Origin of the sequence: Gilliamella sp. A7 (assembly GCF_002142015.1) — a bacterium.
Classification (GTDB): Bacteria; Pseudomonadota; Gammaproteobacteria; order Enterobacterales; family Orbaceae; genus Gilliamella; species Gilliamella apis_A.
The window spans coordinates 42,947-57,001 of the sequence record NZ_NASN01000014.1 but is presented as its reverse complement, the minus strand read 5'-3'; the positions used below and the strand labels follow the sequence as shown (position 1 = coordinate 57,001).

At 35.1% G+C, this 14,055-nt stretch carries 17 protein-coding genes; 12 read left to right on the top strand and 5 right to left on the bottom strand.

The annotated features are described in order from the left end of the window. The coding region (locus tag B6D18_RS05680) for an elongation factor Tu (protein ID WP_086363562.1) at positions 1-251 on the top strand (251 nt) is incomplete at its 5' end. A gap of 212 nt (positions 252-463) precedes the next feature. Here the strand turns inward: B6D18_RS05680 and B6D18_RS05675 are convergent. Further along, entirely contained in the window at positions 464-1,177 is a 714-nt protein-coding gene (locus tag B6D18_RS05675; protein ID WP_086363561.1) for a Crp/Fnr family transcriptional regulator, read from the bottom strand. Positions 1,178-1,395: 218 nt separating this feature from the next. Here B6D18_RS05675 and B6D18_RS05670 point away from each other — a divergent pair, with 218 nt between their 5' ends. From B6D18_RS05670 to ispC, 10 genes are all read left to right on the top strand, one after another. Next, entirely contained in the window at positions 1,396-1,743 is a 348-nt protein-coding gene (locus B6D18_RS05670; protein WP_086363560.1) for a cupin domain-containing protein, read from the top strand. Positions 1,744-1,757: 14 nt separating this feature from the next. Beyond that, positions 1,758-2,528: a class I SAM-dependent methyltransferase gene (locus B6D18_RS05665; protein ID WP_086363559.1), complete on the top strand. Its 771-nt coding sequence runs from the start codon at positions 1,758-1,760 to the stop codon at positions 2,526-2,528. A gap of 94 nt (positions 2,529-2,622) precedes the next feature. Next, positions 2,623-2,958 (top strand): zinc ribbon domain-containing protein YjdM, encoded by a 336-nt coding sequence (locus B6D18_RS05660; protein ID WP_065579134.1) that lies wholly within the window; start codon positions 2,623-2,625, stop codon positions 2,956-2,958. Positions 2,959-3,314: 356 nt separating this feature from the next. Beyond that, positions 3,315-4,052 (top strand): 30S ribosomal protein S2, encoded by a 738-nt coding sequence (rpsB, locus tag B6D18_RS05655; protein ID WP_086363558.1) that lies wholly within the window; start codon positions 3,315-3,317, stop codon positions 4,050-4,052. 84 nt (positions 4,053-4,136) lie between these two features. Beyond that, positions 4,137-4,997 (top strand): translation elongation factor Ts, encoded by an 861-nt coding sequence (tsf, locus tag B6D18_RS05650; RefSeq protein WP_086363557.1) that lies wholly within the window; start codon positions 4,137-4,139, stop codon positions 4,995-4,997. A gap of 119 nt (positions 4,998-5,116) precedes the next feature. Next, positions 5,117-5,851, top strand: a complete 735-nt coding sequence (gene pyrH, locus B6D18_RS05645; RefSeq protein WP_065579131.1) for a UMP kinase — start codon at positions 5,117-5,119, stop codon at positions 5,849-5,851. Positions 5,852-5,878: 27 nt separating this feature from the next. Further along, positions 5,879-6,436, top strand: a complete 558-nt coding sequence (gene frr / locus B6D18_RS05640; protein WP_065579130.1) for a ribosome recycling factor — start codon at positions 5,879-5,881, stop codon at positions 6,434-6,436. A 238-nt stretch (positions 6,437-6,674) separates the two neighbouring features. After that, the gene (gene deoC, locus B6D18_RS05635) at positions 6,675-7,340 is read left to right on the top strand and encodes a deoxyribose-phosphate aldolase (RefSeq protein ID WP_086363556.1); all 666 of its coding nucleotides are present in this window, start codon (positions 6,675-6,677) and stop codon (positions 7,338-7,340) included. Between the two features lie 59 nt (positions 7,341-7,399). Further along, positions 7,400-8,161, top strand: a complete 762-nt coding sequence (gene deoR / locus B6D18_RS05630; RefSeq protein ID WP_086363555.1) for a DNA-binding transcriptional repressor DeoR — start codon at positions 7,400-7,402, stop codon at positions 8,159-8,161. Position 8,162: 1 nt separating this feature from the next. Next, positions 8,163-9,341, top strand: a complete 1,179-nt coding sequence (gene ispC / locus B6D18_RS05625; protein ID WP_086363554.1) for a 1-deoxy-D-xylulose-5-phosphate reductoisomerase — start codon at positions 8,163-8,165, stop codon at positions 9,339-9,341. A gap of 44 nt (positions 9,342-9,385) precedes the next feature. On the opposite strand, the gene bioB is transcribed toward ispC, so the two are convergent. The 4 genes from bioB to B6D18_RS05610 form a co-directional block, all read right to left on the bottom strand. Next, positions 9,386-10,429 carry a biotin synthase BioB gene (bioB, locus tag B6D18_RS05620; protein WP_086363553.1) on the bottom strand — a complete coding sequence of 348 codons (1,044 nt, stop codon included), beginning with the start codon at positions 10,427-10,429 and terminating at the stop codon, positions 9,386-9,388. A gap of 154 nt (positions 10,430-10,583) precedes the next feature. Beyond that, positions 10,584-10,712: a hypothetical protein gene (locus tag B6D18_RS12905; RefSeq protein WP_256363483.1), complete on the bottom strand. Its 129-nt coding sequence runs from the start codon at positions 10,710-10,712 to the stop codon at positions 10,584-10,586. Between the two features lie 25 nt (positions 10,713-10,737). Next, positions 10,738-11,301 carry a sugar O-acetyltransferase gene (locus B6D18_RS05615; RefSeq protein WP_173795310.1) on the bottom strand — a complete coding sequence of 188 codons (564 nt, stop codon included), beginning with the start codon at positions 11,299-11,301 and terminating at the stop codon, positions 10,738-10,740. Beyond that, the gene (locus B6D18_RS05610; protein ID WP_065613721.1) at positions 11,302-12,261 is read right to left on the bottom strand and encodes an aminoimidazole riboside kinase; all 960 of its coding nucleotides are present in this window, start codon (positions 12,259-12,261) and stop codon (positions 11,302-11,304) included. It abuts the gene before it with no gap. A 291-nt stretch (positions 12,262-12,552) separates the two neighbouring features. Here B6D18_RS05610 and B6D18_RS05605 point away from each other — a divergent pair, with 291 nt between their 5' ends. Beyond that, the gene (locus B6D18_RS05605; RefSeq protein ID WP_086363551.1) at positions 12,553-14,022 is read left to right on the top strand and encodes a glycoside hydrolase family 32 protein; all 1,470 of its coding nucleotides are present in this window, start codon (positions 12,553-12,555) and stop codon (positions 14,020-14,022) included. The last annotated feature ends 33 nt before the right edge of the window (positions 14,023-14,055 follow it).

Sequence of the window (14,055 nt, the reverse complement as noted above, 5' to 3'; positions counted from 1 at the left end):
TAAGTAAAGATGAAGGTGGTCGTCATACTCCATTCTTCAAAGGTTACCGTCCACAGTTCTACTTCCGTACAACAGACGTAACAGGTACTATTGAATTACCAGAAGGCGTAGAAATGGTAATGCCAGGCGATAACATCAAAATGACAGTATCATTAATTCACCCAATCGCAATGGCAGACGGCTTACGTTTCGCTATCCGTGAAGGTGGTCGTACTGTTGGTGCTGGTGTTGTTGCTAAGGTTATCAAATAATTTAAGCTTAACTAAAGAGCATGTTAAATGCTCTTACCAGTTCAAAAAAGGTGCACTTTGTGCACCTTTTTTATTTGCTATCTAATCAATACTATTCGAATAACTGAAACAACTTAACTGATTTCCGCTTACCTGTAGCAAAACTTATCATCCTTTGCACTTTGTTGACTAAAAATAGACTAACTATTCAAATTTTATAAAAATATAGCTAACTAAAATGAACGTTGTGAAGGAAGTGTAAGTTGGTGAAGATAGGTTGTTTTTAAAATTGTTACCTGATTCAATTTAATTTCAATTATTTTTTGTTTACGCCAACTAGAAATAAGTCGGCTTAACGTTTCATAACGGATACCGAGCTTAGTTGCCAATTGACTGCGTGATATTGGTAACACAAAACTTATATCTTGTTTAGAAGATAACGATAATATATAAGCCGCTAAACGCTGTTCTGCCGAGCTGGATGTTAACCAATCGATGTTATTAATTTGTTCGTATAGTTTACTACTAAATTGCACTAACAAGCGTTGCATAACAATAGGATTATTCATACAAACTTGTAATACGCTATTTTTTTCAAGTAATAATAATGAGCAATTAGTTTTTGCTCGAATTGTCATCGGAAAGCGATTATGTGGCATAAACACTGCCGCAATGGCAACTAATTCATAAGGTGAAAAAATTCCAAAAACTTTTTCTTCACCTAAATAAGTATTTCTAAATACCTCGACTTCACCAGCAAGAACCAAAGAACAACCTGAAAAAGGCATACCTTCATAGCTAATTAGCTCACCGGTACTAAATTCCATATAACTAGCATTTTCAAGGATCGGTATTAATGCATCATTGGTTAGCCCATCAAACATTTTTACATTATTTAACCAAATCAAAATCTCATCTTGCGTTGGTATATTTTTGACAAATGTCATAGGGATTACCTAATGATAACTTTAGAATGATTTCAATATAATTGATAATAATTCTTATTTCAATAAATAAAACTTTATTATTAATTGTCAATAACCATATGAAATATAATGTTTTTTGTTAACAATAATAATTTAACGACTTATAACCTATATCATAAGCATTGGCCAAAATAACAATTATATTTTGTTTTGCACTTACTGAAAAACAGGAGAATCTTATGCCAAATAATACTATTCCCCCAGCAGAAGAACTAAATTTAGCTTCATTAATTAAACAAACGGAGCAAGGTATTGCTAGTCGAGTGTTAGCTAAAACATCTGGTGGTAACTTAACCTTATTTGCTTTTGATAAAGGACAAGGAATCTCTGAACATAGCGCACCATTTGATGCGATCGTTATGGTCATAGAAGGGCAATTAAATTTAATTATTGATGGCAAACCAGTTAAAGCTGAACCAGGAACGATAGTAAAAATGCCAGCTAATATCCCTCATGCTGTTGAAGCACCAATACCAGCAAAAATGCTATTAATTATGTTGAGAGAAATCACATTAAAGACTAATTAAACTAAGGATAGACAATGGAACAAATTAAAAAAGAAGCTGGCCATAAATTTCTTGCTCGTTTAGGGAAAACAAGGTTACGCCCAGGGGGAAAGAAAGCCACGGAATGGTTATTTAAACAAGCAGAATTTACGCCACAAAGTCGAGTTTTAGAAATTGCATGTAATATGGCTACGACATCTATTGATATTGCCAAACGATTTAATTGCCATATTATTGGTATTGATATGGACAAATCGGCATTAGCAAAAGCCAAACAAAATGTTATAAAAAATAATGTTAGTCAGTTAGTCGATATACAACAAGCCGACGCTTCCAAATTACCTTTCGCTGATAACAGCTTTGATGTTGTAATTAATGAAGCGATGTTAACCATGTATGCAGACAAGGCGAAAGCTCGACTAATCAACGAATATTTTAGAGTATTAAAACCAGGTGGAAAATTATTAACGCATGACATTATGTTAGTCAATCCAGAAAACTCTCAAGACGTAATGGCACAGATTCATAATGCGATCAATGTTAATGCACAGCCTATGAGTCATGATGATTGGATTAATCTTTTTTCAACTATAGGATTTATCAATATAAAATTAGAACATGCCGCTATGACGTTAATGTCACCACGAGGTATGATTACCGATGAAGGATTTTTGGGTGCAATCAAAATTATTGGTAATGCATTACATAAACAAAATCGACCACAATTTATCCAAATGTTTAAAACATTTAGAAAAAATAAAAAATACCTTAATTACATTGCTATCTGTAGTGTCAAACCGAAATAATAAAAACAATTAGGTATAGTTGAATATCATGACTAAACAGTCTTTTTTTGCTATAGTGGACGTCATTTTATTTAATTTGGATTAATGAAAAACTATGGAATCGATACCTAATTGCCCAGCTTGCCAATCTGAACACACTTACCACGATGGTACTTTTTATGTTTGTCCGGAATGTGCACACGAATGGGATCCAAATCAAGAAACTTCGACAACAGATGAATTACAAGTTAAAGATAGCAATGGCAATTTGTTAGTTGATGGCGATGATATTATTTTGATTAAAGATTTAAAATTAAAAGGCTCATCAACCGTCCTTAAAAAAGGCGCTAAAGCTAAAGGCATTCGTCTAGTAGACGGTGATCACGAAATTGATTGTAAAATTGATGGCATGAAAGTAATGCTTAAAGCCTGTTTTGTTAAAAAGGCTTAATGATTTAAAGCAACATACAACTTTTTTAATATAAGCTAATAAATTGACTTTGTTAGCTTATATCTTTATTTTTCCAGACCAAATCCACAACCTTTAATAAAAAAACAATATTTCACCACCTATAAAAATAAATACTTCTGGTAATCTTAATTTAAATGTGGTATAAAACGCGCGCTATATTTCAGATTATTTTTAGTAAAAATAATAATGAAACATCAGCATAAAATTTAATAATTAATTAACGTTATAACACACACATATCATTACTCTTTGCCGGGGTGCCTTTTACTTAAAGTAATAAGGTCGGATAAAGCGGATATGTGGAGGCATAACCCCAACGTAAAAATGAGGAAATCATGACTACAGTATCAATGCGCGATATGTTACAAGCAGGTGTACACTTTGGACACCAAACTCGTTATTGGAACCCAAAAATGAAACCATTTATTTTTGGTGCTCGTAACAAAGTTCACATCATCAATCTTGAAAAAACAGTACCAATGTTCAATGAAGCATTAGCTGAATTAAACAAAGTTGCTGCGCGTAAAGGTAAAATTTTATTTGTTGGTACAAAACGTGCTGCAAGTGAAGCAATTAAACAAGCAGCAGAAAGCTGTGGACAATACTACGTTAATCACCGTTGGTTAGGTGGTATGTTGACTAACTGGAAAACAGTACGTCAATCAATCAAACGTTTAAAAGATTTAGAAACACAAGCTAATGATGGTACATTTGATAAATTAACCAAGAAAGAAGCACTTATGCGTGCTCGTGAAATGGCTAAATTAGAAAATAGCTTGGGTGGAATTAAAAATATGGGTGGCTTACCCGATGTGATTTTTGTTATTGGTGCCGACCATGAACATATCGCAATCAAAGAAGCTAACAATTTAGGTATTCCAGTCATTGCTGTTGTTGATACTAACTCAGATCCAGATGGTATTGATTACGTTGTTCCTGGTAATGATGACGCAATCCGTGCAATTCAATTATATGCAAATGCAGTTGCTGAAGCAGTACGTTCAGGTCGTGAACAAAACCAATCTCCAGTATCTGAAGAAAGCTTTGTTGAAGAAGCTCCAGCAGCAGAATAATAAACTCAAATATTTTCAGGGTCGATAATATTGTCGACCCATTCTAATGAAAATCATCATAATGGTTAAATAGAGGATTTTAAAATGGCTGAAGTTACCGCTTCTATGGTAAAAGAACTGCGCGAAAGAACTGGCGCAGGTATGATGGAATGTAAAAAAGCATTAGTTGAAGCAAATGGTGATATCGATCTTGCTATCGACAACATGCGTAAATCAGGTCAAGCCAAAGCAGCTAAAAAAGCTGGTCGTGTGGCAGCTGAAGGTGTAATTATTTCTAAAATTTCAGCAGATAAAAAAGTTGGTGTTATTTTAGAAATTAACTGTGAAACTGACTTTGTTGCTAAAGATGCTGGTTTCTTAGAATTCAGTGATAAAGTAGCAACAGCTGCTTTAAATGATCAAATCACTGATATCGCAGCTTTACAAGCTAAATTTGAAGAAGAACGTACTGCATTAGTTGCTAAAATTGGTGAAAACATCGGTATCCGTCGTGTTCAACAAATTACTGGCGATGTAGTTGGTAGTTATCAACACGGTGCACGTATTGGTGTTTTAGTTGCAGCTAACAGTGGTTGTGATGAAGAATTAGTTAAACACATTGCAATGCACATTGCAGCAAGCAAACCAGAATATGTTGACCCTAGCGATGTACCTGCAGATGTGGTTGAGCATGAGCGTAATATTCAAATTGATATTGCAATGCAATCTGGTAAACCTCGTGAAATCGCAGAAAAAATGGTTGAAGGCCGTATGCGTAAATTCACTGGTGAAGTATCACTTACTGGTCAACCATTTGTAATGGATCCAAGCAAAACAGTTGGTGCTTTACTTGCTGAGAAAAAAGCGACTGTTGCATCATTTATCCGCTTTGAAGTGGGTGAAGGTATCGAAAAAGTCGAAGTTGATTTTGCAGCAGAAGTGGCTGCGATGTCGAAACAATCTTAATTGTTTTATTAAAACCGCCTTCATGGCGGTTTTGTTTATCCACAAAATATTTTAAAATGATTGCCAGCTAGTTATGCTAGCTTTTTAAGTAATAAAATAACGAAATAGTGAGATTTCATATGGTAACCCCTTTCTATAAACGTATCCTTCTTAAACTTAGTGGTGAAGCGCTGCAAGGTGATGAAGGTTTTGGTATTGATCCAACCGTTCTTGATCGTATGGCACAAGAAATTAAAGAACTTATCGACATGGGAGTTCAGGTTGCTGTTGTTATTGGGGGTGGTAATCTATTTCGTGGTGCAGGACTTGCTAAAGCAGGCATGAACCGTGTTGTTGGTGACCATATGGGTATGCTTGCCACAGTAATGAACGGTCTTGCTATGCGTGATGCGTTGCACCGAATTGAAGTTAATGCCCGTTTGATGTCGGCAATTCCATTAAACGGCGTTTGTGATGATTATCGCTGGACTGAGGCAATCAGCTTGCTTAAACATGGTAAAGTCGTTATCCTTTCGGCTGGAACCGGTAACCCATTTTTCACAACTGACTCAGCAGCCTGTTTAAGAGGTATTGAAATTGAAGCTGATGTGGTTTTAAAAGCAACTAAAGTTGATGGTGTTTATTCAGCCGATCCCGTAAAAGATCCTAATGCAACACTTTATAAAACACTTAATTACGAGAAAGTGTTAGATGATGAATTAAAAGTGATGGATTTAGCCGCATTTACATTAGCACGTGATCATAATCTACCAATTTGTGTGTTTAATATGAATAAACCAGGTGCATTACGTCGCGTCATTCTAGGCGAATCAGAAGGAACATTAATCAATAATCAGGCTACAGTTAGCTGCTAGTCTTATTTATTTAAAAAGGTTTTTATTATGCTAAATGAGATTCAAAAAGAAGCGCAAGAGCGCATGGAAAAAAGTATTGATGCGTTTCAGAATCATATTTCTAAAATTAGAACTGGTCGTGCATCGCCAAGTTTATTAGATGGCATTATGGTTGAGTATTATGGTAGCCCAACACCACTTCGTCAATTAGCCAATATCGTTGCTGAAGATGCAAGAACCCTTGCAATTACAGTATTTGATAAATCATTAACACCATTAATTGAAAAAGCAATTTTAACTTCAGATTTAGGATTAAATCCGGCATCAGCAGGTACCGTTATTCGAGTTCCTCTGCCACCGCTTACTGAAGAGCGCCGTCGTGATTTAACTAAAATTGTTCGTGGTGAGGCTGAGCAAGGCCGTGTATCGATCCGTAATATCCGTCGTGATGCCAATGATCAAATCAAAGCATTATTGAAAGATAAAGAAATTTCTGAAGATGATGAACGTAAATCACAAGATTTAATTCAAAAAGCAACCGATGCTGCTATTAAAAAATTAGATGCAGTACTTGCTGAGAAAGAGAAAGAATTAATGGAATTCTAATCTATTTCAAAAATTCATAAATATCATTTTGACGCCCAGTTTTATTAAATTGGGCGTTTTTATTTATTTCTTTAACATATTAATACTAGTTGTTATATTTCAAATTCTCACAAATTAGCGATATAATGTTATTAAAGTAACATTATTTAGCTATATTTGTTATTTTTATAACATTACTATTTACAAATTAACAAAATTAACTAGATTTAACATTAATAAAAAATTTAAGGAAACCTTTATGGATTATGCAAAGTATATTGATCATACTTTATTAGCGATGAATGCGACTGAAGATCAGATTCGAAAACTCTGTGATGAAGCAAAAGAATATCATTTTTATTCTGTCTGCGTTAATTCTGGCTATGTACCTTTAGTGGCAGAGTTATTAAAAGGTAGTGATGTAAAAGTATGTTCAGTAGTCGGTTTTCCACTTGGGGCTATGCTTACGTCAGCTAAAGCTTATGAAACAGAAATGGCTGTTAAAGCTGGTGCACAAGAAATTGACATGGTAATCAATGTCGGTTGGCTAAAAAGCAATAATTGGGATGCAGTTAAAAATGATATCGAAGCGGTATTCAAAGCCTGCGGTTCTGTACCATTAAAAGTTATCTTAGAAACTTGCTTATTAACCAAAGAAGAAATTGTTAAAGTTTGTACAATTTGTAAAGATATTGGCGTTGCTTTTGTCAAAACATCTACCGGCTTTAGTACTTCTGGTGCAACAGTTGAAGATGTAAAACTAATGCGTGAAACTGTCGGTGAAAATATGGGCGTGAAAGCGTCTGGTGGTATTCGTGATCGTATGACTGCCGAAAAAATGGTTCAAGCTGGTGCAAATCGTTTAGGCGCAAGTGCTGGTATTGCAATCGTTTCAGGTAACAGTACATCATCTAGCAATTACTAATCAATCATAACAATAAGTTACATATATATTATGTAGCTTGTTGTTATTTAGGAAAAACAATGGAAACTCAACCACAAAAAAGAATAAATGAACTCCTTGAAATCCTAAAAAACACAGACAAGATCCACCTAAAAGCAGCGGCTGAACAATTAGCCGTGTCAGAAATGACTATCAGGCGTGATCTTAACAATTGCCCCTCCTCATTAATTGTCTTAGGTGGCTATATTGTCAATGAAGACCGTCATTCAATCGCAAAGTATTTCGTTTCAGATCAGCAGGATAAGCAAGTTGAAGAAAAAGCTTATATTGCAAAACTTGTTAGTCAATTTATCAATGAAAACGATACAATATTTTTTGATTGTGGCACCACCATGCCTTTTATCATTAACGCAATAGATAATGATATTGCATTTACTGCTATCTGTTATTCATTAAATAGTTTATTGGCACTACAACATAAACCTAAATGTAAGATCATTTTATGCGGTGGTCAATTCCAACCAAATAACGCTATCTTTACAAGTTTACATCAATCCAACCAGTTAAATTCTATCTGTCCGAATAAAGCCTTTATTTCAGCAGCAGGTATTGATTTGCAACAAGGGGTAACTTGTTATCATTTTGAAGAATTAGAGATGAAGCAACAAGCAATGAAAAAATCAGCGCAAAAAATCTTGATTGCCGATCATACTAAATTTAATCAAATAAAGCCGGCATTTATTAGTGAATTGACTTTGTTCGATCAGATAATTACTGATAAACTGCCCGATGAGCAATTTGTCTCTTTTTTTAATGAAAACAACATAAGTTTAATTTACTAATATGAAAAATATCACAATTTTAGGCTCAACTGGTTCAATAGGTTGCAGCACTTTGGCCGTTATTCGACAAAATCCAGATCTATTTAAAGCATTTGCTTTAACTGGTGGGCAGAATGTTGGCAAAATGACGGAACAATGTTTAGAATTTAGACCAAATTATGTCGCAATGGCTGATGAACAGGCGGCACAGCAACTTAGAAAAAATCTGCTTGAGCTAAAATTAAATATTGAAGTATTACATGGTCAACAAGCTATATGCGATTTAGCAGAGCTTACCGAAGTAGATATGGTAATGGCAGCTATAGTCGGGGCAGCAGGATTAAAACCAACACTTGCCGCCATAAAGAAAGGCAAACGAATTTTATTAGCAAATAAAGAATCTTTGGTAACTTGTGGTCATTTATTTATGCAGGCAGTCAAACAATATGGTGCACAGCTATTACCTGTCGATAGTGAACACAATGCAATCTTTCAGAGCCTACCAACAACAGTCCAACAAAATTTAGGATTTGCTAATTTAACCGATTATGGTATCACTAAAATTGTTCTAACGGGTTCTGGAGGACCATTTAGAGATTTACCACTTAATCAATTATCTAGTGTCACACCCGAACAAGCTATTGCTCATCCTAACTGGTCAATGGGTAAGAAAATCTCTGTCGATTCGGCCACCATGATGAATAAAGGACTAGAATATATTGAAGCCCGTTGGCTATTTAATGCTAGTGCTGACGAGATGGAAATTATAATTCATCCACAATCAATAATACATTCAATGGTTCGTTACCAAGATGGTAGCGTAATTGCCGAGCTCGGAATGCCTGATATGTGTACACCAATAGCCTATGCTATGTCATATCCAGATAGAATTTCATCAACGGTCCCAGCATTAGATTTTACTAAAATTTCTTCACTCACTTTTACTCAACCTGATTTTAATCGCTATCCTTGTTTAAAATTAGCGATTGATGCATTTAATCAAGGACAAGCCGCGACTACGGCACTTAATGCGGCTAATGAAATTGCTGTAGAGGCATTTCTTCAAAACAAAATCGGCTTTATGGATATTGCTAAACAGGTATCAACAGTTTTAGAAGCACTTGATTTTCCTGAACCAACCACGATTGAAGACGTATTTGCTATCGATCTATGGGCAAGACAAACCTGCATAAAATTATAGCTATACGGCCAAAAAGTTAAGATTAATGTTCTTATATTTAAATCTTAAGAATTATCGCTAGATTGATTATTTTGCACTTGCTCACTAATTGCCTGCACAATGGCTGCCTTATGTACCTCATCGCTATAATCTTGGATCTTTTCTGGACTAATTCCTAATTTAAAAAATAAAGCATTATCTTTATCGACTTGCGGATTAGATGTAGTTAATAACTTATCACCATAAAATATTGAATTAGCACCGGCTAAAAAAGCCAGTGCTTGCATTTGCTCATTCATTTGTTCTCTTCCTGCTGACAAACGTATATAAGATTTAGGCATCATAATACGAGCGACAGCTAGCATTCTAATAAAATCAAATGGTTCAATATCTTTTTCATTTGCTAACGGAGTACCTTTAACCTTGACTAAATTATTAATGGGAACACTTTCTGGGTGTTCGTCTAAATTGGCAAGTTGTATCAATAAATTGGCTCGATCTCTTAAAGTTTCCCCCATACCCAAAATACCACCCGAGCAAATTTTAATACCAGCTTCTCTTACATAAGCCAATGTTTGTAAACGCTCACTGTATGTACGAGTAGTAATTATTTGCTGATAAAACTCAGGTGAAGTATCTAAATTATGATTATAAAAATCTAAACCAGCATCGGCTAATGCGTAAGCCTGTAGCTGGGATAATTGTCCCAGAGTCATGCAGGTTTCCATACCCAGAGCTTTAACACCTTTTACCATCTCCAAAAGATAAGGCATATCGCGATTTGTTGGATGCTTCCAAGCAGCACCCATACAAAAACGTGTAGCCCCAACAGCTTTGGCTGTTTTAGCTTCTTCAACTACTCTTTGTACTTCAAGTAATTTTTCTTTTTCTAAGCCAGTATCATGATGGATAGACTGAGGACAATATTTACAATCTTCAGGACAAGCACCGGTCTTTATTGATAACAGGGTAGAAACCTGCACTTTATTCGCATCAAAATATTGTCGATGTATGGTTTGTGCTTTGAAAATAAGATCATTGAAAGGTAATTGAAAAATATCCATTACTTCAGACAATACCCAGTCATGACGAATACCATTTAATGACATAGAAAATCCTTTTAACAATCAACATAAATCTGCATGCATCATAATACATAACCTTACATTGTCAACCATTTAAATTTAAAATAGTTGACATAAAAAGGGCTATTTTGCTATACAAAAGTTTATTGAATTGAAAACAGATATCTTGCGCATAAAGTTATTCATTCGCGAGTAAATTGATACAAGGATCGGGCAACAAACCAGCTAATATTTTCTCATTTTCTGTCATTTTATTAGCCATTTGTTTAGCGTATAAAGCAGGATTATCGCTTATAAATGATTGCAAAAATGCACGCTATCATTTAGTGCAATTAATGCGCTTTTAATGTTTTATGTACACGACAAGGGGTGCCCATAGCAATAACATTGCTAGGTATATCACGATCAACAATGCTTCCAGCAGCAATAACACTATTATCACCAATTGTTACACCCGGTAATACAATAACATTACCGCCAATCCAAACATTATTACCAACCGTAATCGGTTTAGCAAACTCCAATCCACTACTCCTTGTTTGGCTATCAAGTGGATGACCTGAAGTATAAAAACCACAATTAGGCGCGACAAGGACATTATCACCAAATGTTACTTTAGCTGCGTCTAATATAATACAATTAAAATTAGCAAAAAAATCCTCGCCGATTTCAATATTATAGCCGTAATCACACTGAAAACCGGACATTATGGTAAATTTCCGTTTCGTTTTTCCTAATAATGTCTTGAATAATTGTTGCCGTTTATCAATAGCACTTGGCGATAATTGATTTAACTGAAAACAGATATCTTGAGCATAAAGTCGTTCATTTTCAAGTTCATCGATACTAGGATCATAAAGTAGTCCTGTTAGCATTTTTTGTTTTTCTGTCATTATTTACACCATTTGTTTAGCAATTAGCGCTGGGTTATCACTAATAAAAGATTGTAAAAATGCACTATCCGGTAATGCTGTTAATGCGCCTTTTTTAGTAGTCGCCAATGCCCCACAAGCGCTGGCTATCGTCATCATACTTTCTAACATTAATTTATCTTCCGGCATTCCCGATGAGGCAATACTACTAAGTAATCCAGCAACAAACGCATCGCCTGCGCCTGTTGTATCAATACTATTAACATGGAAAGAGTCGAAACTAAACGTTTTACCTTGCCATAACACAATACTACCGTCTTTACCTTTAGTAATTAATTTAAGTGGTGCATTATAATGTTGTTGCAGTTTATTAAGTGCTACATGCCAATCTTGACTTTCCGTTAACCAGAATAGCTCTTCATCTGAAAGTTTAAGAATATCTGCATCGTGACAAAATTGGGTAATAATAGTACGCATTTCATTTTTATCTTGCCACATTTGTTCGCGCAAATTAATATCAAAGCTAATTAAGCCATTTTTGGCAGTCAGTTTTTCAATGGCTGTTTTTAATGTTTGTCGACAGGTTGTGCCAACTAACGCCAAAGAACAAAAATGTAAAATGTCCTGATTAAAATCCGGCAATGCTTGTTCAGATAAAAATTGATCAGCTGAAGGCGAAACAAGAAAAGTGAAACTGCGTTCACCATTATCTCCTAAATCAACTACCACAGTACTCGTTCTATGCTCATCGTCCTTTTCAAGACTTTGACAATCAACATGATGTTCACAAAAAGTTTTTTCCATAAAGTGGCCAAATGGATCATTACCGACTCGACCAATAAAAGCCGATGGTAGCCCTAACTTAGCTATCGCAATGGCAACATTCGCTGGAGCACCGCCAGCACAGGCTCGATAGTTCATTTCACCAAATGGCAATAAGTCAATAACGGCATCACCAAGAGACCATACTTTTGTATTTTTCATTTTGTCACTCATTTTATTGTTAAAAAGGATTGAATGTATGTAACACGATTAATGTTATTGCACTATACTTTTCGATTAAATTAGTTAATTAATGACTAATTAATTGATATGCTGATAATCAATATTAATAATAAACTAAATCATTGATAAAAAAAATCATTGTTAACGTTAAAAATATGTGACTAGTATCACATAAATTAACGGTTATTTTATTATAGGTTAACGTTAACAACTATTTTGAGGTAGTATGTAATTATATTAACTTAACTCAATTTGAACGAAGGTAATGTTATGAATACTGCAATTGATAAAGCAAACCAAGCTGTAGAAAAACTAGAACAACAAATAAATAAACAGTATTACCCTCATTTTCATTTAGCACCACAAGCTGGCTGGATGAACGATCCCAATGGTTTAGTTTATTATAAAGGGCAATATCATGCCTTTTACCAACATCATCCTTATGATGAAAATTGGGGGCCTATGCATTGGGGTCATGCGGTAAGTGATGATCTGATTACATGGCGAAGATTACCTATTGCTATTGCACCCGATCATGATTATGACCAAAGCGGTTGTTTCTCTGGTTCAGCCGTAGATAATAATGGTGAACTATGCTTAATTTACACTGGTCATATCTGGCTAAATGGCCAAGGCAATGATGAACATATTCGTGAAACCCAATGTCTTGCTACCAGTAAAGATGGTATTCATTTTGAAAAACATGGTACTGTGCTGACACCAAAAGAAGGGATTATGCATTTTCGTGATCCTAAAGTTTGGCAACTAGAAGGAAAATGGTGGATGGTGGTTGGGCAACGAGAAGCCAATGACATCGGGCAAGTATTGCTTTATCGTTCAACTAACTTAAAAGATTGGATATTTGATCAAGTACTTATCAGTGATATTGATCCTAATGTTTATATGCTTGAATGCCCTGACTTTTTCCCATTGGGTGATAAATGGATCTTGATGTTTTCACCACAAGGCATGCACGCTAAAGGTTATCAATATCGTAATCGATTCCAATCAGGTTATATTGTTGGCGATTGGCAACCAGGTAAACCATTTACAGTCATTAAATCATTCCAAGAGATGGATTTTGGTCATGATTTTTATGCTCCACAATCATTTCCTGCCGCTGATGGTCGCCGAATTGTATTTGCTTGGATGGATATGTGGGAGTCAAAAATGCCAAGTAAACACGATAAATGGATGGGGGCATTTACTTTGCCACGTGAATTAATCCTCGACCGCCAAAACAAAGTCCGTAACCGACCAGTGAAAGAACTTGAAGCTTTGCGAGAAAAACCGCAATCATTAACCAATATCACATTAAATAATGAATTAAAAAATACCGATATAGAGTCAATTAGTTGTGAACTAAATGTTGAAATTGATTTAGCCAATAGTAATGCCGAACGTTTTGGCTTACAACTCGCTGCCACCCCAGATGGTAAACAAGCTACATTATTGTATATTGACTTACAATCTAACCGACTGGTTCTTGATCGAAGCCTTTCTGGACTTGATTTAAAAGGTTATCGCAGCGTGCCATTACCAAGAAACAAAAAAGTAACATTACATATTTTTGTAGATGCATCATCAGTCGAGGTTTTCGTCAACAAAGATTTATATAGCCTTTCAAGCCGTATTTATCCAAAATTACCAGCTACACGTTTAGTTAATTTATTTGCTGAAAATGGACAAGCAAGAATTAGCAAATTAGAAAGCTGGCAATTAAAATCTATTTATCAGTAATTGTTAATAAAAACCACCATATTATGGTGGTTT